Raw genomic sequence first — 24,859 nt, 5'->3', positions numbered from 1 at the left:
CGTCGGGCCGGGTCAGATGCTGATCCGGCCCGTCGCGAGCAGCACGACGGCAGCCACAGCACCGGCGACCGCGGCCGCGAAAACGACCCATTCGGCCCGCGTGAACACGCGTGCCCCCGCGCGTCGGCGGGCGGCAGCGAACAACGCGGTCCCGGGCACGATGATCAGCAGAGACAGCAACAGGTAGTGCGCGCCGGCCGCGATCAGAAGGAAGATCGTGTAACCCGTCGCGATGACGGCGACGAGCAGGTCGCGCACGCGCGCCCGCTCGCCCGGGCGGTACGTCTCGCCCGTGAGCGTGAGCTTCAGTGCGTAGCCCGCGGAGAGGACGAACGGGATCAGCACGAGCACGCTCGTCAGGTCGAGTGCCACCGAGAAGGCGTTCTCGGCGAACAGGACGACCACCAGCAGCACCTGCACCAGCGTCGTCGACAGCATGAGCGCACCGACCGGGGTGTCCTCGGCGTTGGTGCGCGAGAGGAACGCCGGCAGATCGCCGGACCGCGAGGCCTCCAGGAGGACCTCGGCCGCCATGAGCGTCCACGAGAGATAGGCGCCGAGCACAGCGACGATGAGCGAGGCGCCGATGAACACCGCCCCCGCCGGTCCCACGATCGTCTCCAGGACTCCGCCCAGAGACGGCTCCGCGAGCGCCGCGATCTGCTCACGCGGCAGCACCCCGAACGAGACGATCGTCACTGAGGCGAAGACCGCGAGCACGCTGAGGAAGCCGAGGAGCGTGGCGCGTCCGACGTCGCGCCGCGAGCGGGCGTGGCGAGAGTTGACGCTGGCCCCTTCGAGGCCGATGAAGACGAAGACGGTGACGAGCATCGTGGCGCGGATCTGGTCCCACAGGGGGGCTCCCGCCGGTCCCGCCCAGTTCGCGGCGAACACCGCGGGATCGAAGACTGTCGCGCAGAGGACGACGAACACGACGATCGGGAGCGTCTTGGCGATGCTGACGACGCGGTTCACGGCGGCAGCGGAGCGGACGCCCCGGCGGATCAGGATGAAGAAGAGCCAGAGCCCGGCCGACGACACCGCCACGGCGGCGATCGTGTCGCCCGCGCCGAGGGCGGGGAAGACCGCGCCCAGGGTCGAGGTGATGAACACCCAGTAGAAGACGTTGCCCGCGCACGCACTGGCCCAGTATCCGAAGGCCGAGAAGTATCCGAGATAACGGCCGAAGCCTGCTCGTGCGTAGCTGTAGACGCCTGCGTCGAGATCCGGCCTGCGATTGGCGAGCAGCTGGAACGCGAAGGCGAGCGCGAGCATGCCCCCGCCCGCGACCGCCCATGCGACGAGCGTCCCGGCGACTCCGGTCTCGGCCGCGAACCCGGCGGGGAGCGAGAACACCCCCGCTCCCACCATCGAGCCGATGACGAAGGTCGACAGGGTGAGCATCGACACGGTTGCCGGGCGCGCTCCGGTACGCGTGAGCGCGGGGTCCGTGGGGGAGGAGGGATCGGCAGGCACGGGGTGAAAGCCTAACCCCGCTCGCACGCCGCGCGGGCCCCCGGCGGCGTCAGATGACTCCCTGAGCGAGCATCGCACGTGCGACGCGCTCGAAACCGGCGGCGTTCGCCCCGACGACGTAATCGCCCGGGTGGCCGTACCGCTCGGCAGCGGCGAACGCGGCGTCGTGAACGTTCTTCATGATCTCGCGCAGCTTGTTCTCGCTGTCGGCGAAGCCCCAGCGCTGACGTGATGCGTTCTGGCTCATCTCGAGGGCTGATGTCGCCACGCCGCCCGCGTTCGCCGCCTTACCGGGACCGAACAGCACGCCGGCCGCACGGAACGCATCGACCGCTTCGGGCGTCGAGGGCATGTTGGCGCCCTCGACCACGACACGGACGCCCCCGTCGATGAGCGAGCGCGCATCGTGGCCGTCGAGCTCGTTCTGGGTCGCGGAGGGGATCGCGACATCGACCGCGGTGCCCCACGGGCGGCCCCCGTCGACGAAGGTCGCGCCGGGGCGGTGATCCAGATACGCCGAGATGCGCCGGCGGTCGATCTCCTTGACCTGCTTGAGCACGGCGAGGTCGATCCCGTCCTCGTCGACGATCGTGCCCGAGGAGTCGGACGCCGTGATCGGGGTTGCGCCGAGCTGGTACGCCTTCTCGATCGCATAGGTCGCGACGTTGCCCGAGCCCGAGACGGCGACGCGCTTGCCGTCGAGGGAGTCGCCCTCGACGGCAAGCATCTCCTGCGCGAAGAAGACGGCGCCGTAGCCGGTCGCCTCCGTGCGGACCTCCGCGCCGCCCCACTGCACGCCCTTGCCGGTGAACATGCCCGACTCGTGGCGGTTGGTGATCTTGCGGTACTGACCGAAGAGGTAGCCGATCTCGCGCGCACCGACGCCGATGTCGCCGGCGGGGACGTCCGTGTGTTCGCCGAGGTGCCGGTAGAGCTCGTTCATGAAGGACTGACAGAAGCGCATGATCTCGGCATCCGATCGGCCGTGCGGGTCGAAGTCGCTCCCGCCCTTGGCGCCGCCGATGCCCTGACCGGTGAGGGCGTTCTTGAAGATCTGCTCGAAGCCGAGGAACTTCACGATCGACAGGTTCACGGTCGGGTGGAAGCGCAGTCCGCCCTTGTACGGTCCGAGCACCGAGGAGAACTGCACGCGATAGCCGCGATTGACACGAACGGTGCCGGCGTCGTCGAGCCACGGCACGCGGAACATGATCTGCCGCTCGGGTTCGACCAGTCGCTCGAGGATGCCGTCGCGCGCGAGCTCGGGCTGGGCGTCCACGACCGGCGCGATCGCCTCGAGCACCTCGTGAACGGCCTGCTGGAACTCGGGCTCGTGCGGATTGCGCTGGAGGACGGTGTCGAACACCGGCTGAACGGAGGAGGGCAGGGGAGCGTGGTCTTCGGTCATGGTGGAGCTTTCTGGCCGAGCGGGCGGGACCCGAACCACGCTAGCGGGCGCGCCGGGGCCGCCTCGGCCATGTGACGATCGGACGATGCGGCGGTGCGGGGCGGCGATCGCGATCACCGCCGGCGTGGTCACCCGGTGTTCTGGAGACCCGCTGCGACGCCGTTGACGGTGAGCAGCAGCAGCCGCTGCCATTCGGGCGGGGTGGGGGCGTCGTGCTCCGTCGACCGCAGCACGCGCAGAGCACGCAGCTGGAGCAGCGAGAGGGCGTCGACGTACGGGCTGCGCATCTTCACGGCACGCTGGAGCACGGGCTTGTTGGCGAGTAGACCGTCGCCACCGGCGATGCGTACGACCCAGTCGCGGGTGAGCAGCATCTCGTCGACGACGAGCTGAGCGAGGTCGTCGCGGTCGGCGAGCGCGAGGTGGCGACGCGCCATGCGGGGGTCGGCCTTCGCGAGACTCATCGCCACGTTGTCGATGACCGTGCGCAGGAGCGGCCACTGCTCGTATGCCTCGCGCAGCAGCGCTTCGTCGCCGACGGCCTCGAGCGCGGTTCCGAGCCCGAACCAGCCGGCCAGGTTGATACGCGCTTGCGTCCAGGCGAACACCCACGGGATCGCGCGCAGGTCCTCGAGCGACTCGACCGACAGACCGCGACGCGCCGGGCGCGAGCCCAGGGCGAGCAGTCCGATCTCCTCCATCGGCGTCACAGCGGCGAACCAGGGTGCGAACCCGGGCGCCTTCACGAGCGAGAAGAAGCGTTCGCGCGAGGCGGTGTCCATTGTCGCCGCCACATCGGCGTAGCGTTCGGCGGCACGGCTGTTGCGCTCTTCGATGGAGGGTGCCGAGGCGAGCAGGATTGCGGCCGCGACCTGATCGATGTGCCGGAGGGCGATGTCGGGGTCGCCGTAGCGGGCGAAGATGACTTCACCCTGCTCGGTGAGCTTGAACCGGCCGTCGACCGAGTGCGGCGGCTGCGCGAGGATCGCGGAGTTGGCGGGCCCGCCGCCGCGGCCGAGCGCGCCGCCGCGCCCGTGGAACAGGGTCAGCTCGATGTGCTGCTCCTGTGCCCACGCGGCGATGCGTGCCTGTGCCTCGTAGAGGGCGAGGTTGGCCGCCACCGGTCCGACGTCCTTCGACGAGTCGGAGTAGCCGAGCATGACCTCGAGGCGACGGCCCGTCGCCTCGAGGCGCGCGGCGAATGCCGGGTGATCGACGATCTCCGCCAGGATGCCGGGGGCCGCCTGCAGGTCGGCGAACGTCTCGAACAGCGGGATGACATCGAGTACCGGCGGGGTCCCGTCGGGGCCGACGGCGTGCCGGGCGAGCGCGTGGACGTTCGCGAGATCGTCTGCGGACTGCGTGAACGACACGATGTAGCGTCCGGCGGCTCGCGGCCCGAACCGCTTCTGCACCTGCGAGATGGTGCGGAACACCTCGAGCACCTCGACCGCGAGGTCGCTCAGCTCGCCGCCCGCTTCACACTCGGCGAGCACCTTCGCGTGAACGGCGGAGTGCTGGCGGACCTCGAGCTCGGCGAGGTGGAAGCCGAAGGTCTCGACGGCCCAGATGAGCTGCTGGAGCGCGCCGAAGGCCTGGCGCTTGGCACCTGCCTGGTCGAGCGAGCTCTGCACCACGCGCAGATCTGCGAGGAACTCCTCCGGGTCGCTGTAGGCGAGATCCGCGTCGCGAGCCCGCGTGGCCCGGATGCGGCGCGCGAGCAGCATCATGACCCGCTTGTGGTGCTCGCCCGGTGCGCGCTTGACGGCGTCGGCGGCGCCGTCGTCGTCGGATGCGGCGAGTCGGTCCCAGAGTGCGCGCAGCGCGCTGCTCGGCGGCGTGGTCTCGCCCGACATCGTCAGCCCGCGGCCGACGCGCTCGGTGCTCCGTTCGAGTCCGAGCAGCACGTGTTCGGCCGCGATGCCCGCAGCCTTCTTCGTGACCGATGCTGTGACGAAGGGATTGCCGTCACGGTCGCCGCCGACCCAGGTGCCCAGGCGCACGAACGGCGACACCACGGGGGGACGGCTTCCCGCGACGTCGCCCTGAAGTGCGTCGTCGAGGCGGCGGTAGACCAGCGGGATGGTGGTGTAGAGGGTGTCGTCGAACACAGCCATGACCGCGCGCACCTCGTCGGTCGGCGTCGGCTTCTCGGCACGAAGCGGCGAGGTTCGCCAGAGCGTGTCGATCTCCTCGAGCATGCGCCGGCGGGCGCGGCGGTGTTCGGCGCCGCCCGCGGCGGAGTTCTCGAGCGTCTCGAGGAGGCTGACGAGGCGCCGGATGCTCTGCGACACCGCGCGGCGACGCGCCTCGGTCGGGTGAGCGGTGAAGACGGGGTGGAAGCGCAGTTCTCGCAGGCGGCGGGCTGCCTCGTCTTCGCCGACCTCGGACGACAGCTGCGCGTACGCGGCGGGGATCGAGTCGCCCGCGCTGTCCTGGTCGGAGACGCCGGCGCGCTCGCGCAGCAGACGCACGCGCTGGTGTTCCTCGGCGAGGTTCACCAGGTGGAAGTACACGGTGAACGCCCGCGCGACCTCGTCTGCGCGGGAGACGCTGAACGACTCGGCGATCGCAGCTGCTCGCTCGAACGCCTCGGGGGAGTCGTCGGTGTAGGCCTGGATCGTCGCGCCCCGCAGCCGCTCTACGTCGTCGAAGAGCCCCGGGGAGCCGCTCTCGCGCAGCACCTGCCCGAGCATCGAACCGAGCATCCGCACGTCGGAGCGCATCGCCTCGGGAATCTCCTGCTCGGCCTCGTATCGGCCGACGAGATCGATCGCTTCGGTTCGGGTCAGCTCGCGCATGCCTCCAAATTACTGGCACCGGGGAGGTGCGATTGACACGGAGGTCACACACGGGCCGCCCGACCCCGTTGTGTTACGGCGGACTAGCCTGGGACTCCCGTCCGAAGGAGTCCGATGTCCGATCCGTTGCGCGATGCGGCCGACACGATGCGCGCTGTGCGCGACCGATGCGTGTGGACGGCGCAAATCTCCCACCGCGACCTCGTGCCCTATCTGATCGAGGAGTCGGCGGAGGTCGTGGATGCCGTCGAGGCCGGCACCGCGGACGATCTGCGCGAGGAGCTCGGCGACCTCCTGTGGCAGGTGCTGTTCCACTCCGAGATCGCATCACGCTCGGCATCCGACCCCTTCGACATCGACGACGTCGCGCGCGGCCTCACGGAGAAGATGGTGCGTCGGCATCCTCATGTCTTCGGCGACGAGACGGCCGAGACGCCCGAGCAGGTGCTGGTGCTCTGGAACGCGGCGAAGGCGGCCGAGAAGCGCACGCGCAGGAGCGTCCTCGACGGAGTGTCCGTCCACATGCCGACACTCGCTCTGGCCCAGAAGATGCTCGGCAAGTCGGCGTCCATCCTGTCGGCGGCACCGCTGCTCCGCGCGGAACCACCCGCCGACGAGGCCGAACTCGGCGACGCGCTCCTCGCACTCGTCTCGCACGCCCGCGCCCAGGGCTGGGACGCCGAGCGGGCTCTGCGCGAACGACTGCGCGCGCTCGATGGCGAGATCCGCGACGCGGAGGGCGCCGGTCGCGGCTCCGCCGACCTGGAAGAATAGGCCGGTGCCCACCGTGAATCCGCCGCGCGGCATGCGCGACTTCCTCCCCGCCGACAAAGCCCGCCGCGAGCGCGTCCTCGCCGTCGTCCGTCAGCGCTACCGCGCCCACGGCTTCGACGAGATCGAAACGCCCGTCATGGAGGAGTACGGCCGCCTGCACGCCGGCATCGGCGGCGACAACGAGAAGCTCGCCTACAACGTCCTGGCGCGAGGGCTCGACGCCGACGGCATCCGCGCCGCAGCCGACGACCCCGCGTCGCTGACCGACCTCGGTCTCCGCTACGACCTCACCGTGCCGCTCGCCCGGTTCTACGCTTCGCACCGCGCCGAACTTCCCACGGTGTTCCGCGCGATTCAGATCGCGCCGGTATGGCGCGCCGAGCGGCCGCAGAAGGGTCGCTACCGGCAGTTCGTGCAGTGCGACATCGACATCATCGGAGACGCGAGCCCGCGTGCGGAGGCCGAGCTGATGACGGCGAGCCTCGACGCGCTCGAGGCTCTCGGACTGGCCGGAGCAACGATACGCATCAACGATCGGCGGGTGCTCGACGCGATGCTCGCCACGTTCGGGTTCGCCGAGTCCGAGCGTCCCGGCGTGCTCATCACGATCGACAAGCTCGACAAGCTCGGTGCCGACGGCGTCGTGGCGGAGTTGCGTGAGCGAGGTGCGACCCCGGCAGCCGCAGACGCCTTCGAGGCGTTCCTCCGTCGCCCGCAGACGGATGCCGCGGGGTATGACGCCGACGGCATCCGAGCGCGCCTTCCGGAGGGCGTGGGCGACGACGTGATCGCGCACCTCGTGGGCATCGGAGACGCCGTGCGCGCGGCGCGCGGTGGAACGGACGACGTTCCGCTCGTCTTCGATCCGTTCCTCGTGCGCGGCATGGGCTACTACACGGGCACGATCTTCGAGCTCGCGCACCCATCGGTGTCGTACTCGCTCGGCGGGGGCGGTCGCTACGACGGCATGATCGGCCGCTTCCTGGGGGCGGAGGTGCCCGCCGTGGGCTTCTCGCTCGGGTTCGAGCGTCTCGTCGATCTGCTGGGCGCGGGCGCGGGCGACGACCGAGACGGTCTCGTGCTCGTCCACGATCGCGATGTTCCGCTGCCCGAGCTGCTCGCCGCGAAGGCGCACCTCGTCGCCGGCGGTGCGCGGGTGCGTCTCGAACAGCGCCCGAAGAACCTCAAGGCGCTTCTGGAGCGCGCCGCGGCCGACGGCTACGCCGGTTTCGTCACGATGCGCACAGGAGAGGACATCCGCTCGGCGGATCCGCGACCCATCGACTGATCATCGCTCTGCTGTCAACTTTGTGTTGACGACAGGCCGCGTGTCAATCTAGGGTTGACGCATGGACAAGCCAAACCCGCGTCATCACGTCACCCGGATCCGGTGGGTGGCAGCCGTATCCGCCGTCGCCGGAGCCGTGCTCTCTCTCGCCGCCATCGGGTTCGACTGGTCGGGGTTCTGGGGCGGGTTCGCGCTCGGCGCGGGCATCGCCGCCATCGTCCTCGCTGCATACCTCTGGGGTCTGGTCACGGGCATGAGCCGCGCCGGTCACACGCCGACGTGGCTCCCCGCCCGGACGAACGGATCGGTGTGACCACGCATCGATCCACGGGTGACGACGCCCTCACGACCGGCGGCGCACCCGTCGCCCTCGAGATCATCGGCGACGCCATCGGTCGCGTCGTCCTCGACGCCGCCCAGGTCGAGGAAGCGGCCGGCATCGACGTCGAGGGCCACGTGAGAGTCATCGCCGCCAGCGCCGCAGCGGAGCGCGCGGCGCGCTCGCTTCTGCACCGATCAGTCGTCGCCGCCCGCGCCGCGGGCGCGAGCTGGTCTCGCATCGGCGCGGAGCTGGGGATGTCCCGCCAGGCCGCGCAGCAACGCTTCGGAGCGGAGCCGCCGGCGGTGGAGGAATCGACGGAGGAACGGTGGCTCGGACCTGTCACCGCGTTCGACGAGTTGCCCGAACTCGAGGCGGCGGGTCGGCAGGGCTGGCGGACCGTCGGGGCGGGGATGCTCGCGCACCGGATGCGCCGGACCGAGACCCAGTGGGAGCATCGCCGCATCCTGTGGCGGGTCTCGTTGGAGCGCGAGCTCCAGGACGGTTGGGAGGTCGGTTGCCGGGCGTTCCCGTGGATCTACCTCGTGCGCGATCTCGGTCTCGCACCTGAGCCGGACTGACCGCACGCCGACGCCGTTGGGCTGTTCGTCGGATCGTCTTCTGCGGCCGTTCACCCGATGGTGTTGTGCTGGCGTCATGACCACACCAGCGGCGCGCATCGGGGCCGCCGTCGGCGGCGCGGTCATCTCGGCCGGGGCGGTCGTGCTCGCTTCGCGCCTCGTGCTGACCCGACAGGCCGCACTCGCCCGCGAACGCATCGGCAAACCGCTCGGTGAGCTCGCGCTCGACGCCGATCGCCTCTGGCGGCGCTCCTATGCGGGTGAGCCGGTGCGTCTCGTCATGCTCGGCGACTCGCTCGCGGCGGGGCTCGGGGCCGAGCGCCGCAAGGACACGCTCGGCGGGCGGCTCGCACGCGGTCTCGCGAAGCGGACGCATCGCCCGGTGCGGCTGCGGACCGGCGCCGTCGTCGGAGCGGAGTCGTCGACGCTCGGCGACCAGATCGCCGCGCTCGGAGACGACGCGTCTGCGGACGTCGCGGTCATCGTCGTCGGCGGCAACGATGTCACGCATCGGATTCCTCCCGGCGAGGCCGCACGCAGTCTCGCCGACGCGGTCGATGCGCTGCGAGCGCGCGGATGCGCCGTCGTGGTCGGGACCTGTCCGGACCTCGGCGCCCTGCGCCCCGTCCCGCAGCCGTTGCGGAGCTTCGCCTCGCGGGCATCGCGAGCGCTCGCGGAGGCGCAGGGGAGGGCCGCGGGTGCCGCAGGTGCGCGTGTCGTCTCGCTCCGCCGCGCCGTGGGCCCGGTGTTCGTCGACAACCCCGACGAGATGTTCGCGCTCGATCGGTTCCACCCGAGCGCACTGGGTTACCGGCGCACCGCCGATGCTCTGCTTCCGGCCGTGTCTGCGGCGTTCGCTGAGACGAGAGCGGCGCGGATGCTGGCGCGCACCGACGTCGTGCGGTTGGCTGAAGGCATGACGACCGACCCCACTCCCGACAGCTGGAGGCGCACCGACGCGTATCTCACGGCGACTCTCGTGACACCGGATCCCGCACTCGAGGCCGCCCTCGCCGACCAGCGTGCGGCGGGGCTGCCCGCGATCGAGGTCTCTCCGCTCAGCGCCAAGCTGCTTCAGCTGCTGATCAGGATCGGGGGCGTCCGCCGGGTTCTCGAGATCGGTACGCTCGGCGGCTTCTCGACCATCGCGATGGCGCGCGCGCTCCCCGACGACGGACGGCTGCTCAGCATCGAGGCCGAGGCGCGCAACGCGGACGTCGCCCGCGCCAGCATCGCGCGGGCCGGCGTCGACGACCGCGTCGAGGTGCGGGTCGGTCGTGGCGCCGACGTCCTCCCGGATGTCGATGAGGAGTTCGACCTCGTCTTCATCGACGCCGACAAGGAATCGAACACGATCTACCTCGACCACGCGGCGAGGCTGACCCGACCCGGCGCGATCGTCGTGGTCGACAACGTCGTGCGCGCGGGGCGGGTGAGCGATCCCGCGACGGAGGACGAGCAGGTGGCAGGCACGCGCCGCGCACTCGAGATGCTCGCGCGTGACCGGCGCTTCGACGCGACCGCGCTGCAGACGCTCGACCTCAAGGGCTGGGACGGGCTCGCTCTCGCCCTGCGGGTGGATCCCGCGTCATAGTCCCGGCAGACCCGGTGGCGGCGGCCACGGTCATCACTAGACTCAAGAGTGGACCGACGACGCTCCACGACTCACCCTCCACAAGCAAGGAGTACCCCTGTGGCACTGATCGAGGCTGTAGGCGCACGCGAGATTCTGGATTCGCGTGGCAACCCGACCGTTGAAGTGGAGGTGCTCCTCGACGACGGCATCGTCCAGCGCGCGGCCGTCCCCTCCGGCGCGTCCACCGGCGCGTTCGAAGCGTACGAGCTCCGCGACGGCGACAAGAGCCGTTACGGCGGCAAGGGCGTGCTCAAGGCCGTCACCGCGGTCATCGACGAGCTCGGCCCGGCCATCGAAGGCGTCGATGCGAGCGAGCAGCGCATCATCGACGAGATCCTCATCGAGACCGATGGCACCGAGAACAAGTCGCGCACGGGCGCGAACGCCATCCTCGGCGTCTCGCTCGCCGTCGCCAAGGCCGCGGCCGACTCGGCCGACCTGCCGCTGTTCCGCTACCTCGGCGGACCGAACGCGCACGTCCTGCCCGTTCCGCTGTTCAACGTCATCAACGGCGGCGAGCACGCGGACAACGGCATCGACATGCAGGAGTTCTTCCTCGCGCCGATCGGCGCCGAGAGCTTCAGCGAGTCGCTGCGCTGGGGCACCGAGGTCTACCACGTCCTCAAGGGCGAGCTGAAGGCCGCGGGCTACGCGACCGGACTGGGCGACGAGGGCGGCTTCGCCCCCGACCTGCCGAGCAACCGCGAGGGGCTCGAGTTCCTCGTCAAGGCGATCGAGAAGGCCGGCTTCAAGCCCGGCTCCGAGATCGCCCTCGGTCTCGATGTCGCGGCGACGGAGTTCTTCACGGACGGCGTCTACCGCCTCGACAACAAGGACTGGAACGCCGAGCAGCTGACCGAGTACTACGTGCAGCTCGTCAACGACTTCCCGATCGTCACGATCGAGGACGCGCTGGCCGAGGACGACTGGGACAACTGGACCGCCCTCACCGAGAAGCTGGGCGACAAGGTCCAGCTCGTCGGCGACGACCTGTTCGTCACCAACCCGGCACGCCTGGCCGACGGCATCCGCCGCAAGGCCGCGAACTCGCTGCTGGTGAAGGTCAACCAGATCGGCACGCTGTCCGAGACGCTCGACGCGATCGCGGTCGCACACCGCGCCGGATACACGACGATGCTCTCGCACCGCTCGGGTGAGACCGAGGACACGACCATCGCCGACCTGGCCGTGGCTGTCAACGCCGGCCAGATCAAGAGCGGCGCGCCCGCGCGCTCGGAGCGCGTGGCGAAGTACAATCAGCTTCTGCGCATCGAGGAGGAGCTGGGTGACGCCGCGGAGTTCATCGGCCGTGCTGCGTTCCCGCGATTCCAGGGCTGACCTGCGCTGAAACGTGACGAGAGGGGGAGCCGTGGTCAAGACGACGGCTCCCTCTTCTCGTGCCCGGCGGCGGGTCGACGTCCGGGAGTGGATGGGGGGCATCCGCGTGTCGGGCTTCGCCTTCATCATGCTCGGCCTCGTCGTGCTGGCCGCATGCGTGCTGGTGCCTTCCGTGAGCACCTATCTCGACCAGCGCGCGCAGATCGCGGCACTCGAAGAGTCCGTCCGTGTCGGCCAGGACGAGGTCGATGCCCTCGCTGCCGAACGCGAGCAGTGGCGCGACCCGGCTTTCATCATGACCCAGGCGCGTGAGCGCCTGTACTACGTCCGTCCCGGTGAGGTCGTCTACCTCATCGACGACGACCTCCCCGCCTCCGCGGTGCCCGACGACCCGGCTGCTGTTTCGAGCGACGTGGAGCGCACGCGCACCGACTGGATGTCGCAGTTCGTGCGATCCGTCGTGACGAGCGGATCGGCGCGCACGGCCGCGACCGGTCCCTGACCGCCGCGCCCCCCCCGGGCCCCAGGAGTCGGCCAGCAGCGGACGGTAGCCTGTCTGGGTGACTGCTACGGCCCTGACACCCGCGACCGACGCCGACCTCGAGGTCATGCGCGAGCAGCTGGGGCGTCCGATGCGGGGAGTCGTGGGTATCGCGGCGCGCTGCGTGTGCGGCAACCCGACGGTCGTCTCGACGGAACCGCGGCTGCCCGACGGCACGCCTTTCCCGACCTTCTATTACCTCACGCATCCGGGTGCCACCGCCGCCATGTCGGCGCTCGAGGCGACCCATGTCATGCGTGACCTGTCCGACCTCCTGGCTGAGGACGCCGAGGTAGCAGAGGCGTATCGGCGCGCCCACGAGAGCTACCTCGCCGACCGGGCAGCCTACGGAGAGGTCGAGGAGATCGCGGGCATCTCGGCCGGAGGCATGCCCACGCGTGTGAAGTGCCTGCACGCCGTCGCGGCGCACGCACTCGCGGCCGGACCCGGGGTCAACCCCATCGGCGATCTCGCGCTCGAGCGATCGACCTGGTCGCCCGAGCGATGCACATGCGCCACCCCGCGGGTGGCCGCGTGACGCGGCGCGTCGGGCGGCTCCTGCGCGCGGCCGTCGTCGGCGTGCTCGTCGTCAGCGCGACGACGGCCGGTGCAGTGGTGCCCCCGCCCGATCCCGCGCGCCAGGCGGAGTACTGGCTCGATGACTACGGGGTCCGCACGGCGTGGCAGACCACGCGCGGGGCCGGTACGACGATCGCGGTGATCGACACGGGCATCGGTCGCGGTCCGGCCGAGTTCGAGGGCGCGGTCAGCGCGGGCGCAGACTTCTCGGGCTCAGGAAGCGCCGACGGACGTACGCCCGTCGGCGGCGATGACCGCGATCACGGCAGCTGGGTCGCCTCGCTCGCGGCATCCCGCGGCACCGGACCCGACACCGGCATGATCGGCGTCGCGCCAGAGGCGAGGCTGCTTTCGCTGTCCATCGGCTTCGGCGGCACGTCCGACATCCCGTTCGCGACGCAGGTCGCCGACGCGATGACGTGGGCCGTCGATCAGGGCGCCGACGTCATCAACCTGTCGTTCACGACGAATCTCCTCGAGTGGGACCCGTCGTGGGACACGGCCTTCCAGTACGCCTACGACCATGACGTGGTGGTCGTCGTCGCCGCCGGGAACCGGGGGACGGGAACCGATCGCGTCGGCGCGCCGGCCACGATCCCCGGTGTCCTCACCGTCGGCGGCGTCGATCGTGGGGGAGTCGCGAGCCAGGAGGCGTCGACGCAGGGCATCACGATCGGCATCTCGGCGCCGAGCGAGGGACTGCTCGGCGTCTCGGCCGACGGCCGCATCGTGGTGTGGGACGGCACCAGCGGCGCGGCCCCGATCGTCGCGGGCGTGGCCGCGCTGGTGCGCTCGGCACATCCCGGGCTCGACGCGAACAACGTCATCAACCGCATCATCAAGACCGCGCGCGCGGTCCCCGGCGTCTCGGCGAAGCCCGATCCGCTTTACGGCTACGGACTGCTGGATGCCGCGGCTGCGGTGAGTGCGGCCGTTCCGGCGGTGTCGGAGAACCCGATGGGCGATCTTGCGGAATGGGTGCGCATCTACCGCCGGGCGGAGCAGGCGCCCGCGCCTCAGCCCACGACCTCGCCCGTCGCGCTGCCGGAGCTGCCGGCCGCGGACCCTCCGTCCGAGGCCGGGTCGCCGCTTCTGCCGAGCATGAACACGCTCCTGTACGGGACCGTCCCGCTCTTGGGTGTGACCATGGCCGCTATACTGGTGGCGCTCGGCGTCACTGCTGCTGTCCGGCGCATCCGATCGGCCCGCGCGTCGCGCTAGCCGAGCCCCCGATCAAGGAGTTCTTCCGAACGTGTCCACATCTGTGCCCCAGATCCTCGTCGTCGGTGGCGGCTACGCCGGCTTCTACACCGCGTGGAAGCTCGAGAAGCACCTCCGCAAGGGTGAGGCCGAGGTCACCATCGTCGACCCGCTGCCCTACATGACCTACCAGCCGTTCCTCCCCGAGGTCGCGGCCGGTGAGATCGAAGGCCGCCACGTCGTCGTCGGTCTTCGCCGTCACCTCAAGCGGACGAACGTCGTCAACGCGAAGGTCACGAAGATCGACCACGCCAACAAGGTCGCGACGATCACGCCCGAGCAGGGCGAGCCGTGGGAGCACCGCTACGACCAGATCGTCGTGACCGCCGGTGCCGTCTCGCGCACCTTCCCGATCCCGGGCATCGCCGACAACGCGATCGGTCTGAAGACGGTCGAAGAGGCGATGGCGATCCGCGACCGCATCCTCACCAACTTCGACCGTGCGGCGAACCTGCCTGCCGGCCCCGAGCGCGACCGTCTGCTGACCGTCGTCGTCGTCGGTGGCGGCTTCGCGGGCATCGAGGTGTTCGCAGAGCTGCGCGCGATGGCGTCGTCGCTCCTGAAGAGCTACCCGCAGCTGCGCTTCGAGGACACGCACTTCCACCTCATCGAGGCCATGGGACGCATCATGCCCGAGGTCTCGCTCGAGACGAGCCAGTGGGTGCTGAAGGACCTCGCGAAGAAGGGTGCCAACGTGCACCTCGACACGCAGGTGCAGGGCGCCGAGGGCGGCAACGTTGCACTGTCGACGGGTGAGGTCATCCCCACCGACGTCATCATCTGGACCGCCGGCGTCATGGCGAACCCGACGGTCGTTCGCGGCAGCGACCTGCCCGTCGAGGAGCGCGGCCGCATCCGCACCCGCGCCGATCTGCGTGTCGGCACGCCCGAGGAGATCGTCGAGGGCGCCTGGGCTGCCGGTGACATCTCGGCCGTTCCCGACCTGACCGGCGGCGGCGTGGGCGGCTACTGCGTGCCCAACGCGCAGCACGCCGTGCGTCAGGCCAAGCTGCTGGCGAAGAACCTCGTCGCCGTGCTCCGGGGCGAGACGCCGCGCGAGTACTTCCACAAGAACCTCGGTGCGGTCGCCGGCCTCGGCCTCGGCAACGGTGTCTTCCAGTCCGGCAAGATCGCGATCAAGGGCTTCTTCGCCTGGGTCGCGCACCGCGGCTACCACGGTCTCGCGATGCCGTCGTGGGAGCGCAAGTGGCGCGTCGTCGGCGACTGGTGGATGAACTTCTGGCTCGGCCGCGACAACGTCGCTCTGCAGGGCACGCTCACGCCGCGTGCTGCGTTCGAGGAGTTCGCCGCGCGTCCGCGTCCCGCGCAGCCCGCCGCGGAGAACCCGCAGCCGCCGATCGACCCGAAGAGCGTCGCGAAGGACGAGGGCGCCGCAGCGGTCGCCCCCGCCGAGAAGGACAACAAGGTCAACGCGAGCTGAGGCTCGTGCACCCCGAGGCCCCCGCACCGCTCGGTGACGGGGGCCTCGTCGTTCCCCGGTCTCGCGTGGGTGTTGCTGCGGGTTGGGTTGGCAGGTCGCGCCCCTTCACGGGTCGCGCGTGGGCGGTTACTGCCAGGTGAGTGGGTCGCGTGGGGGCTGCTGCGGGTTGGGTTGGCAGGTTGTGCCGCTTCACGGGTCGCGCGTGGGCGGGTACTGCCAGGTGAGTGGGTCGCGTGGGTGCTGCTGCGGGTTGGGTTGGCAGGTTGTGCCCCTTCACGGGTCGCGCGTGGGCGGTTACTGCCAATCAAGCCGCCCGGTGGAAGCCCGGTAACGTGGGACCGGGCCCCCGTAGCCCAATGGCAGAGGCAGGCGACTTAAAATCGCTTCAGTGTGGGTTCGAGTCCCACCGGGGGTACGTTCGACGCTCTCGTCCGCGGCTGCGCCACCGCAGCGGTCACCGACGCGAGCACTGTCACCAGCCCGACGGCTTGAAGAGCGCTCAGCGTCTCACCGGCGACGACCAGGCCCAGCACCACGGCCACGACGGGGCTCAGCAGCCCGACGAAGGCGGGCAGGCGCGTCGGGAGCGACCGCACGCCGCGGAACCAGAGCACATACGCGAGCGCTGTGCCGACGAGCGTCAGGTATGCGTACGCGCCGAGTTGCGGCGCCGTGGGAAGCGCGTCGGGCGGCGGCTCGACGACTGCCGTGAGCGCGGCGAGAAGGATGCCGCCGGCGAGGAGCTGCCACGCCGTCACCGCAAGCGGGGGCTGACCGGCGCCCCACCGCTTGGTCAGCACCGTTCCGACGGCCATCGACACGGCGCCGCTGAGGGCGGCGGCGACGCCGACGGGGTCGAGCGCGGCGTCGCCGGGCGCGACGATGAGTCCGACCCCGATGACCCCGGCCGTTCCGGCGATGATCGTGACGACGGTGAGCCGCTCGGACAGGATCCGCCAACCGAGCACGGCGACGATGAGGGGCTGGATGCCGCCGACCACCGCGGCGACCCCGCCCGGGAGTCGATCGGCGGCGATGAAGAGGCAGCCGAAGAACACCGTGAAGTTCAGAGCGCCCAGGACCCACGAGCGCCACCACCACGATCCGGTCGGGAGTCGCCGTGCCACGAGGAGCAGGATGAATCCTGCCGGCAGCGCGCGCACCGTCGCGATCAGCAGCGGATGCCCGGGCGGGAGGAACGTCGTGGTGGTGAGGTAGGTGGTGCCCCAGACGACGGGCGCGAGGGCGGTCATGACGAGGAGCGCGGTCCGATTGCTAAGCACTTAGGCATAATAGCTCAGCGCTTAGCGACTAGGATCGCGGGCATGGACCATGTCGACCGGATCTTGGAGCAGTGGGCGAGAGAGAAGCCCGGGCTCGACGTCACCCCGATGGCTGTGATCGGACGGCTCGGACGGGCAGCGGCATCCGTTGATGCCCGCCTCGCCGCGACCTTCGCGAGCCACGGCATCGACGCGGCCACCTTCGACGTCCTCGCCACACTCACCCGACAGGGGGAGCCCTACGAGCTGACGCCGGCCGGGCTCGCGGCCGATGCGATGATCACCTCGAGCGCCGTCGCCCAGCGACTCAACCGCCTCGAGGCGCTGGGGTACGTCAGCCGCCACCCCGATCCGGCTGACGGGCGGGGAAAGATCGTGCGGCTGACCGAGGAGGGCCGGCGTATCGTCGACCGCGTGCTCCCGGACCACCTCGACACCGAGCGGGCGGTGCTCGATCCGCTCTCATCCCGGGAACAGGCTCAGCTGGCCGAGATGCTCTCCCGGCTCGTCGGGGGTGGGTAAGACCTGCGAGTTCGCGGGCGCGGCCGGTGGCGCCGGACGCGTGCTGGTTAGACTGGACCCGGAGAGAGGGGACATGCAATGGAGTGGCTGATCCCGGTCATCGTCGTCGTCGCGTTGCTCGCTGTCGTCGGCATCTACCTGTGGGCGACGTACAACTCGCTCGTAGCGCTCAACGTCCGCGTCGACGAGGCGTGGAGCGACATCACGGTGCAGCTGAAGCGTCGGGCCGACCTTCTTCCCAACCTCATCGACACGGTTCGCGGATATGCCGCACACGAGAAGGCGGTCTTCGAGAACGTCACCCGCGCCCGCGCCGAGATCCTCTCTGCGAGCGGTCCCGCAGAAGCGGGTGTGGCCGAGGGACACGTCCAGCAGGCACTGAAGTCGCTCTTCGCCGTGGCGGAGGCATATCCCCAACTGCAGGCGAGCCAGAACTTCCTGCAGCTGCAGCAGGCGCTCGTCGACACCGAAGACAAGATCCAGGCGTCGCGCCGCTTCTACAACGGCGGCGTGCGTGAACTGAACACGAAGATCAAGGTGTTCCCCAACAACCTGTTCGCTCGCAGCCTCGGGTTCACCGAGCGCGAGTTCTTCGAGGTCGAGAACGGCGCGGCGATCGCCGAGCCGCCGCGCGTGCAGTTCTGAGCACCCGCTCTGAGACCGCCGCCGACGGTCGGGCGGATACGCGTCGGAGTCCTAGACTGACGGGATGAGCGACGACAAGGTCGGGCGATCGTTCTTCGACGCCCTGCGCACCCGGACCGTTGCCACCGAGACGTCGCCGAGCATTCCGCGCGGCCTGCGCCTGGCCACGGCATACTCGTGGCGGCTGCTCGTGGTCGCGGCGGCGGCGGGCGTGGCGATCTGGATCATCATCCAGCTGAAACTCCTGGTCATCCCGCTGCTCATCGCGATCCTGCTGGCTGCGCTGCTCTGGCCGGGCCTCCTCTGGATGCTCGAGCACCGCGTGCCGCGCTGGGCGGCGATCGTGCTGAGCGTGCTCGCGACGATCGCCGTCATCTCGGGCCTGCTCTGGCTCGCCATCTGGCAGATCAGCCGGCAGTGGCCGTCGGTCCAGGGGCGGACGGTCGACGCCGTCGGCCAGCTGCGGCAGTACCTCATCGACGGCCCGCTCCACCTCACATCAGCGCAGATCGATGACCTGCTCCAGCAGGGCTGGGGGTTCGTCGAGCAGCAGGCCTCGCTGCTGTGGTCCGGGGCTCTGGCGATCGGATCGACCGTGGGTCATGTCGCGACGGGCGCTCTGCTCGTCCTCTTCATCCTGCTGTGCATCCTCGCCGACGGGGGCCGCATCTGGCGCTGGGTGGTGCGTCTGTTCCCGCGTCAGGCCCGGCCCGCGGTCGACGGCGCGGGCCGGACGGGCTGGCGCACCGTCGTGACCTATGCCCGAACCCAGCTCCTCGTCGCGACGATCGACGCGACCGGCATCGGCCTGGGTGCGCTGTTCCTGGGGGTGCCCCTCGCCGCCCCCATCGCGGTGCTGGTCTTCCTCGGTGCGTTCATCCCCTTCGTCGGAGCCGTCGTCACCGGTGCTCTCGCGGTCTTCCTGGCACTCGTCTACAACGGCCCCTGGATCGCCCTGTGGATGCTCGTGATCGTGCTCGGCGTGCAGCAGCTCGAGGGGCACATCCTGCAGCCACTGCTCATGGGCTCTGCCGTCAAGGTCCACCCGCTCGCCGTCGTCATCGTCGTCGCCGGCGGAGCAATGATCGCAGGCATCCCCGGTGCGTTGTTCGCGGTACCCCTTGCCGCCTTCGTCAACGTCGTCGTGCTCTACATATCGCGACGATCGTGGGAGACAGGGGTCGCGCCGCGGCCCGATGAGATGATCTGGAGCACCGTGCCCCGAGACCGGAGGAAGAACGCATGACCGGACCCACTCCGGCCGATCTCGACGCAGCCGCGGCGGTGCTCGACGGCGTCGTCACCCGCACCCCCATGGAGTATTCCGAGCACCTCTCGGATCTTCTCGGCGTGCCGGTGTATCTGAAGCTCGAGAACCTGCAGCGCACCGGGTCGTTCAAGATCCGCGGCGCGACCTACCGCCTCTCGCGCCTCACCGAGGAGGAGCGCGCCCGCGGCGTCGTCGCGGCCTCGGCGGGCAACCACGCCCAGGGCGTCGCGCTCGCGGCGCAGAAGCTCGGCATCCGGGCGACGATCTTCATGCCGTTGGGTGTGCCCGTGCCCAAACTCCTGGCCACCCGCGGGTACGGCGCCGACGTCGTGCTCGAAGGCGCGACCGTCGAGACGCCGCTGAGGCTCGCGGCGGAGTTCGCCGAACGCACCGGTGCGGTGCTCATCCACCCGTTCGACCACCCCGATGTCATCACGGGCCAAGGAACCCTGGGTCTCGAGCTCGTCGATCAGGTGCCCGACATCGAGACGCTCCTCATCCCGATCGGGGGAGGCGGGCTCATCGCCGGTGTCGCTGCAGCCGTGAAGGGGCGCGCTGCGGCCGAGGGGCGGCGCGTGCGCGTGATCGGCGTGCAGGCGGAGAACGCCGCCGCCTACCCGTCATCGCTCGCCGCGGGGATGCCGCTGGCCGTCGAGACGACCCCGACGATCGCCGACGGCATCGCGGTCGCGCGCCCGGGCGACGAGACGTTCGCCGTCATCCGCGAGCTCGTCGATGAGGTCGTCACCGTCTCGGACGACGACATCGCCCGGGCGCTCCTGGTGCTTCTCGAGCGTGCCAAGCAGGTCGTCGAGCCGGCGGGTGCTGTCGGTGTCGCCGCCATCCTCGCCGGCAAGGTCACGGCATCGGGACCGACGGTCGCCGTCCTCTCGGGCGGGAACATCGACCCGTTGCTGCTCCAGCGCGTCGTGGCGCACGGGCTCGCGGCATCCGGTCGCTACATGACGCTGCAGATCCCCCTGCCCGACCGCCCCGGTCAGCTGGCGAGAGTCTCGGAGCTGCTGTCGGTGGCGGGTGCCAACGTGATCGAGGTGCTGCACACGCGCCATGGGCAGGGACTGCAGATCAGCGAGGTCATCCTTCAGCTGAGCGTCGAGACGCGAGGCGAGGAGCACCGCGCTCAGGTCATCGCGGTCCTCGAGGATGCCGGCTTCGCGCCGACGGTCGTCTCCGATTGACGAGCGCCGGCGCGAAGCGCGCGGGTCACTGTCCCGAGTAGGTCTCGACCTTGACGATCTCGACCGAGATCTCGCGGCCGTTCGGGGCGGTGTACGAGGTCTTCTCGCCCTCCTTGAGGCCGAGGATCGCCTCGCCGAGGGGTGAGGCCTCGCTGTAGACGTCGAGCTCGGAACCAGCCGCGATCTCGCGGCTGCCGAGCAGGAAGACCTCTTCGCCGCCCGCGACGAGCGCCGTGACGACGGTGCCCGAGAGCACCGTGCCGTCGGACTCGGGAGCCTCGCCGACGGTGGCGTCCTTGAGCAGCTGCTGGAGGGTGCGGATGCGCGCCTCCTGCTTTCCCTGCTCGTCCTTCGCGGCGTGGTAGCCGCCGTTCTCCTTCAGGTCGCCTTCCTCGCGCGCGGCCTCGATGCGCTTGGCGATCTCCTCGCGCCCCGTCGTCGAGAGGTGTTCGAGCTCCGCGACGAGACGGTCGTAGGCGTCCTGCGTGAGGAAGGTGACGGGAGCGTCGTTCGACATGTGATCTCCTTGCACTGGCGCGGCACACAGCCGCCTATGGCGAACGCCCCGGCATCCGACCGGGGCGCACAAGAAAGACCTAGACTACGGGATCCAGCAAGAGGTCACCAAACCATTCGTCGCGAGGGCGACGGTCGGAATCGTCTCGGTGAACGCCCGAGAGACGCCGTCTGCAGCCGGGTACTCCACGACGCGCCATCCGACCACGCCGTGCTCGGTGTCCTGCGCCTCGAGGGCGCAGGCGAGCGGTTTGTCTCGAGCCCCGCTGACCTGGAACGAGACGACGACGGAGTGTTCGTCGATCACCTGGAATCCGGTCGCGTCGGTGTCGACGGAGTTGATCGCCCCGGTCACGGTAGTCCACGCCACGAGTCCGAGAACACCCGCGCCCAGCACGCTCGCGACGGCGATCAGGATGCGGCGCGAGCGCTTGTCGCGCGTCCGACCGTATCGCTGGTCGAGCTTGAGCTGCGTGGTCATCGTGGCGGTCTCCGAGGCGGTTCTGACGGGATTAGGCTGGTGTTTCCAGGCTAAGCGCTTCTCGCGCAGATCGAGGAACCATGAACTCCCAACTGTGGCTCATATCGGCGGCGACACCGATTCCCGAGATCACGGTCGACCCCACGTCGGTCACCCCCGGACCGTGGGGCTTCGGAGCGATCGTGATCCTGACGATCGCCGTCGTGCTCCTGTTGCTCGACATGCTGCGGCGTGTGCGTCGCGGGCGCTACCGAGCCGAGGTGCGCGAGCAGCTCGATGAGGAGGACGCCGCCGCACGCGGCGAGCGGGACGCCGACACGCGCTGACCGCCCGCCGGGCTGACCGCCCGCCGGGCGCGTCAGCCGGCGTGGTACGCGGGCTCGAGCGCGATGAGCAGGCACGCCGTCCAGTGGCAGAGGAACGCCAGGACCGTGCACACGTGGAAGATCTCGTGGAACCCGAAGTGCCCGGGCCACGGGTTCGGCTTCTTGATCGCGTAGACCACGGCTCCACCGCTGTAGAGCAACCCGCCGACGATCACGAGCACCATCATGGCGGCGTTGGCCTCGAAGAGCGGGACGATGTACATCACCGCACCCCAGCCCAACGCGAGGTAGAGCGCGACGTAGAGCCAGCGCGGCGCGTGTATCCAGAACACGCGGAAGAAGATCCCTGCGATCGCACCACCCCACACCAACGACAGCAGCAGCACCGTCTGGTCGGTCGGGAGGGCCAGCACGGCCAGCGGCGTGTAGGTGCCGGCGATCAGCAGAAGGATGTTCGCATGGTCGATGCGTTTGAGGATCGCCTTGGTGCGCGGCTTCCAGTCGAAGCGGTGATAGAGCGCGGAGTTTCCGAACAGCAGCAGCGAGGTCGTCATGAACACGGCGCTCGCCCACTTCGCCGGCGCTCCGTGCGCGAGCACGATCAGGACGATGCCGGCGGCAATCGCCACGGGGAAGGTCGCCGCGTGGATCCAGCCGCGCCAGGTCGGGCGGAGCTCGATCTGCGCGCTCGCGGCGGCGGCGTCCAACAGAGGCAGCTGGGGCATCTCGACGCCCTCATCGGGTGCGGGTCCGGTCACAATGACGAGCGTACGCGCCGCCGTATGCCAGCGTTCACATGAGGTCGGGGAGTAGCGTAGGGGAGTGGCTGCGAACCGCGGACGAGGACCCCTCTATCGACTGTATGCGTCCCGGCTGCGCCGGCACCTGACACCGGAGACGGTTCCACATCACGTCGCGATGATGATCGACGGCAATCGGCGCTGGGCGCGCCAGGCGGGATATCCGACTCCCGCCGAGGGGCACCGTGCCGGCGCGGCGAAGATGCACGAGTTCCTCCGCTGGTGCGACGAGCTCGGCATCCGCGTCGTGTCGCTGTACCTGCTGTCGCACGACAATCTCGCCAAGCGCGACTCGCGCGAGCTCGCCGACCTGCTTGAGATCATCGCAGAGCTCGCCGAGACGCTCTCGAACGAGCCGGGTTGGCGCGTCCAGCACGTCGGCCGGGCCGCTCAGCTCCCGGATGACCTCGCGCGGGTCCTCGCGAAGGCGGAGGCGCACACGCGGGACAACACCGGGCTCCACGTCAACCTGGCAGTCGGCTACGGCGGGCGCGGCGAGATCGTGGATGCCGTGCGGAGCATCATCACGAGCCACCACGAGCGGGGTGGGTCGATGGAAGAGCTCGCGGAGAGCCTGACCCCGGAGCAGATCGGCGAGCACCTCTACACCGGCGGACAGGCCGATCCCGACCTCGTCATCCGGACCTCGGGCGAGCAGCGGTTGAGCGACTTCCTGCTCTGGCAGTCCGCGCACAGCGAGTTCTACTTCGTCGAGGCGCTCGGACCCGACCTGCGCGAAGTGGACTTCCTGCGCGCGATCCGCGACTTCGCGACGCGCGATCGTCGTTTCGGCGGCTGACGCCGACGCCCGCAACGCAGAGTTCACCGTCTCGAAACGTTCGTGGGCGTGTCGGTTTCTCCCGCTGCCGGTCACCCGCCGTACTGTCGTCGCAACGGGCACGGCGCCCGTTCGAGTCGGCCTTCTCACGACTCGTGACCCACGGTCGACTCGTCTTAATCGGGTGAGACACCCGAGGCGGGGAGTGGGTTGTGGCCGCACGAGCAACAGAGCAGCAGCGTCGCGTCATCCACCACGGAGGTGACGACCTCGATCAGGAGCTGCGCACCTACGTTCTGGACACATCGGTGCTGCTGAGTGATCCGCGAGCGTTGTTCCGCTTCGCCGAGCACTCGGTCGTCGTCCCCGTCGTGGTCGTCACCGAACTCGAAGCCAAGCGGCACGATCCCGAGATCGGCTACTTCGCGCGCCAGGCGCTGCGACACCTCGACGACCTGCGGGTCGAGCACGGTCGGCTCGACTTCCCGGTTCCCGTTGGTGACGGCGGCACGCTGCGCGTCGAGCTGACGAACACCGATCCCTCGGTGCTGCCGGCCGGGATGCGCCTCGGCGACAACGACACGCGCATCCTCGCCGTCGCGATGCACCTCGCCCACGAAGGCCAGCCCGTCACGGTGGTGTCGAAGGACCTTCCGATGCGTGTCAAAGCTGCCTCGCTCGGCATCAGTGCCGAGGAGTATCTGGCCGAGCAGGCCGTGGACTCGGGATGGACCGGCATCGCGGGCATCGATCTCTCGGGCGACGAGATGAGCGACCTGTACGAGAGCGAGGTCGCCACGAGCGACCAGGTGCGCGGGGTGCCCGTGAACACCGGGCTCGTGATCCACTCGGAGCGGGGGTCGGCCCTCGGGCGGGTGACCGGTCCCGGGTCGTTCCGGCTCGTGCGCGGTGATCGCGACGTCTTCGGGCTGCACGGACGCTCCGCCGAGCAGCGGATCGCGATCGACCTGCTCCTCGATCCGGATGTCGGCATCGTGTCGCTGGGAGGCCGGGCCGGAACCGGCAAGTCGGCACTCGCGCTGTGCGCGGCGCTGGAGTCGGTGCTCGAACGGCAGCAGCAGCGCAAGATCATCGTGTTCCGTCCGCTCTTCGCCGTCGGTGGCCAGGAGCTCGGGTACCTCCCCGGCGATGCCCAGGAGAAGATGAACCCCTGGGGTCAAGCCATCTTCGACACGCTGGGTTCGGTCGTCTCCGGCAACGTCGTGGAGGAGATCATCGCCCGCGGGCTGCTCGAGGTGCTGCCGCTGACCCACATCCGCGGACGTTCGCTGCACGACGCGTTCGTCATCGTCGACGAGGCGCAGTCGCTCGAGCGCAACGTCCTGCTGACGGTGCTCAGCCGGATCGGGCAGAACTCGCGTGTCGTGCTCACACACGACGTCGGCCAGCGCGACAACCTCCGGGTCGGGCGTCACGACGGCATCGCATCGGTGATCGAGACGCTCAAGGGCCATGACCTGTTCGGACACGTGACGCTCACGCGCTCGGAGCGTTCGGCTATCGCGGCGCTCGTCACCGACCTGTTGGAAGCCGGCGAGCTCAGCTGAGGAACGGGACGCGCCGGCTCCGTTCCGCA

The 24,859-nt window shown here is 69.9% G+C and carries 24 protein-coding genes, 1 tRNA gene and 1 pseudogene; 19 read left to right on the top strand and 7 right to left on the bottom strand.

Features of this window, described 5'->3' with window-relative positions; translation table 11 throughout:
- Nucleotides 1-12 precede the first annotated feature (12 nt).
- The 3 genes from QUC20_RS09290 to QUC20_RS09280 all read right to left on the bottom strand — a co-directional run bounded on the left by QUC20_RS09290 (nt 13) and on the right by QUC20_RS09280 (nt 5,685).
- Nucleotides 13-1,404: a basic amino acid/polyamine antiporter gene (locus tag QUC20_RS09290; protein WP_289331507.1), complete on the bottom strand. Its 1,392-nt coding sequence runs from the start codon at nt 1,402-1,404 to the stop codon at nt 13-15.
- A 121-nt stretch (nt 1,405-1,525) separates the two neighbouring features.
- On the bottom strand, nt 1,526-2,884 hold the full coding sequence (gene gdhA, locus QUC20_RS09285) for an NADP-specific glutamate dehydrogenase (RefSeq protein ID WP_289329667.1): 1,359 nt from the start codon (nt 2,882-2,884) through the stop codon (nt 1,526-1,528).
- A 128-nt stretch (nt 2,885-3,012) separates the two neighbouring features.
- Nucleotides 3,013-5,685: a phosphoenolpyruvate carboxylase gene (locus QUC20_RS09280; RefSeq protein ID WP_289329666.1), complete on the bottom strand. Its 2,673-nt coding sequence runs from the start codon at nt 5,683-5,685 to the stop codon at nt 3,013-3,015.
- Between the two features lie 114 nt (nt 5,686-5,799).
- Between QUC20_RS09280 and QUC20_RS09275 the strand changes: the two genes are divergently transcribed.
- From QUC20_RS09275 to QUC20_RS09220, 12 genes and pseudogenes are all read left to right on the top strand, one after another.
- Nucleotides 5,800-6,459 (top strand): nucleoside triphosphate pyrophosphohydrolase, encoded by a 660-nt coding sequence (locus QUC20_RS09275; RefSeq protein ID WP_289329665.1) that lies wholly within the window; start codon nt 5,800-5,802, stop codon nt 6,457-6,459.
- A gap of 31 nt (nt 6,460-6,490) precedes the next feature.
- Nucleotides 6,491-7,747, top strand: coding sequence for a histidine--tRNA ligase (hisS, locus tag QUC20_RS09270; protein WP_289331506.1), 1,257 nt, complete (start codon nt 6,491-6,493; stop codon nt 7,745-7,747).
- Between the two features lie 61 nt (nt 7,748-7,808).
- Nucleotides 7,809-8,060 carry a hypothetical protein gene (locus tag QUC20_RS09265; RefSeq protein ID WP_147374344.1) on the top strand — a complete coding sequence of 84 codons (252 nt, stop codon included), beginning with the start codon at nt 7,809-7,811 and terminating at the stop codon, nt 8,058-8,060.
- Nucleotides 8,057-8,647, top strand: coding sequence for a hypothetical protein (locus tag QUC20_RS09260; RefSeq protein WP_289329664.1), 591 nt, complete (start codon nt 8,057-8,059; stop codon nt 8,645-8,647). The genes QUC20_RS09265 and QUC20_RS09260 overlap by 4 nt, the downstream gene beginning before the upstream one ends.
- Nucleotides 8,648-8,723: 76 nt before the next feature.
- Nucleotides 8,724-9,419 (top strand): annotated as a pseudogene (locus QUC20_RS09255) (SGNH/GDSL hydrolase family protein); the annotation flags it as partial.
- Between the two features lie 144 nt (nt 9,420-9,563).
- On the top strand, nt 9,564-10,241 hold the full coding sequence (locus tag QUC20_RS09250; RefSeq protein ID WP_289331505.1) for an O-methyltransferase: 678 nt from the start codon (nt 9,564-9,566) through the stop codon (nt 10,239-10,241).
- A 99-nt stretch (nt 10,242-10,340) separates the two neighbouring features.
- Nucleotides 10,341-11,621 carry a phosphopyruvate hydratase gene (gene eno / locus QUC20_RS09245; RefSeq protein WP_120262435.1) on the top strand — a complete coding sequence of 427 codons (1,281 nt, stop codon included), beginning with the start codon at nt 10,341-10,343 and terminating at the stop codon, nt 11,619-11,621.
- A gap of 31 nt (nt 11,622-11,652) precedes the next feature.
- On the top strand, nt 11,653-12,123 hold the full coding sequence (locus QUC20_RS09240; protein ID WP_259455157.1) for an FtsB family cell division protein: 471 nt from the start codon (nt 11,653-11,655) through the stop codon (nt 12,121-12,123).
- A gap of 106 nt (nt 12,124-12,229) precedes the next feature.
- On the top strand, nt 12,230-12,700 hold the full coding sequence (locus tag QUC20_RS09235) for a DUF501 domain-containing protein (RefSeq protein WP_120264278.1): 471 nt from the start codon (nt 12,230-12,232) through the stop codon (nt 12,698-12,700).
- The gene (locus QUC20_RS09230; protein ID WP_289329663.1) at nt 12,673-13,962 is read left to right on the top strand and encodes a S8 family serine peptidase; all 1,290 of its coding nucleotides are present in this window, start codon (nt 12,673-12,675) and stop codon (nt 13,960-13,962) included. The genes QUC20_RS09235 and QUC20_RS09230 overlap by 28 nt, the downstream gene beginning before the upstream one ends.
- 43 nt (nt 13,963-14,005) lie before the next feature.
- Nucleotides 14,006-15,442: an NAD(P)/FAD-dependent oxidoreductase gene (locus tag QUC20_RS09225; RefSeq protein ID WP_289331504.1), complete on the top strand. Its 1,437-nt coding sequence runs from the start codon at nt 14,006-14,008 to the stop codon at nt 15,440-15,442.
- A 342-nt stretch (nt 15,443-15,784) separates the two neighbouring features.
- Nucleotides 15,785-15,857 (top strand) — tRNA-Leu (locus QUC20_RS09220).
- On the opposite strand, the gene QUC20_RS09215 is transcribed toward QUC20_RS09220, so the two are convergent.
- A complete protein-coding gene (locus QUC20_RS09215; RefSeq protein WP_289331503.1) occupies nt 15,817-16,695 on the bottom strand; it encodes an EamA family transporter in 879 nt (292 codons plus the stop codon). The genes QUC20_RS09220 and QUC20_RS09215 overlap by 41 nt on opposite strands.
- On the opposite strand from QUC20_RS09215, the gene QUC20_RS09210 reads away from it, so the two are divergent.
- The 4 genes from QUC20_RS09210 to ilvA all read left to right on the top strand — a co-directional run bounded on the left by QUC20_RS09210 (nt 16,624) and on the right by ilvA (nt 20,361).
- Complete coding sequence (locus tag QUC20_RS09210; protein ID WP_353105730.1) at nt 16,624-17,247, top strand: MarR family winged helix-turn-helix transcriptional regulator; 624 nt, start codon at nt 16,624-16,626, stop codon at nt 17,245-17,247. The genes QUC20_RS09215 and QUC20_RS09210 overlap by 72 nt on opposite strands.
- Nucleotides 17,248-17,325: 78 nt before the next feature.
- Entirely contained in the window at nt 17,326-17,892 is a 567-nt protein-coding gene (locus QUC20_RS09205; protein ID WP_120262439.1) for a LemA family protein, read from the top strand.
- 64 nt (nt 17,893-17,956) lie between these two features.
- Nucleotides 17,957-19,138, top strand: coding sequence for an AI-2E family transporter (locus tag QUC20_RS09200; protein WP_289329662.1), 1,182 nt, complete (start codon nt 17,957-17,959; stop codon nt 19,136-19,138).
- The gene (gene ilvA / locus QUC20_RS09195; RefSeq protein ID WP_289329661.1) at nt 19,135-20,361 is read left to right on the top strand and encodes a threonine ammonia-lyase; all 1,227 of its coding nucleotides are present in this window, start codon (nt 19,135-19,137) and stop codon (nt 20,359-20,361) included. Before QUC20_RS09200 ends, ilvA begins: the two co-directional genes overlap by 4 nt.
- Nucleotides 20,362-20,386: 25 nt before the next feature.
- Here ilvA and greA read toward each other — a convergent pair whose 3' ends face one another.
- Nucleotides 20,387-20,878 (bottom strand): transcription elongation factor GreA, encoded by a 492-nt coding sequence (gene greA, locus QUC20_RS09190; RefSeq protein ID WP_120262442.1) that lies wholly within the window; start codon nt 20,876-20,878, stop codon nt 20,387-20,389.
- A gap of 84 nt (nt 20,879-20,962) precedes the next feature.
- Nucleotides 20,963-21,358: a DUF4307 domain-containing protein gene (locus QUC20_RS09185; RefSeq protein WP_120262443.1), complete on the bottom strand. Its 396-nt coding sequence runs from the start codon at nt 21,356-21,358 to the stop codon at nt 20,963-20,965.
- 80 nt (nt 21,359-21,438) lie between these two features.
- Between QUC20_RS09185 and QUC20_RS09180 the strand changes: the two genes are divergently transcribed.
- Nucleotides 21,439-21,684 (top strand): hypothetical protein, encoded by a 246-nt coding sequence (locus tag QUC20_RS09180; RefSeq protein ID WP_120262444.1) that lies wholly within the window; start codon nt 21,439-21,441, stop codon nt 21,682-21,684.
- A gap of 32 nt (nt 21,685-21,716) precedes the next feature.
- Here QUC20_RS09180 and trhA read toward each other — a convergent pair whose 3' ends face one another.
- Nucleotides 21,717-22,409 (bottom strand): PAQR family membrane homeostasis protein TrhA, encoded by a 693-nt coding sequence (gene trhA / locus QUC20_RS09175; protein ID WP_120264280.1) that lies wholly within the window; start codon nt 22,407-22,409, stop codon nt 21,717-21,719.
- Nucleotides 22,410-22,506: 97 nt separating this feature from the next.
- On the opposite strand from trhA, the gene QUC20_RS09170 reads away from it, so the two are divergent.
- On the top strand, nt 22,507-23,283 hold the full coding sequence (locus tag QUC20_RS09170) for an isoprenyl transferase (protein WP_120262445.1): 777 nt from the start codon (nt 22,507-22,509) through the stop codon (nt 23,281-23,283).
- Nucleotides 23,284-23,474: 191 nt separating this feature from the next.
- Nucleotides 23,475-24,830 carry an RNA 5'-3' helicase PhoH2 gene (gene phoH2, locus QUC20_RS09165; protein WP_434543634.1) on the top strand — a complete coding sequence of 452 codons (1,356 nt, stop codon included), beginning with the start codon at nt 23,475-23,477 and terminating at the stop codon, nt 24,828-24,830.
- Nucleotides 24,831-24,859: the final 29 nt, after the last annotated feature.

This window comes from Microbacterium arborescens, assembly GCF_030369635.1.
Classification (GTDB): Bacteria; Actinomycetota; Actinomycetes; order Actinomycetales; family Microbacteriaceae; genus Microbacterium.
Note: the sequence above shows the minus strand (reverse complement) of the source record. Positions and strands in the feature narration are given on the sequence as shown.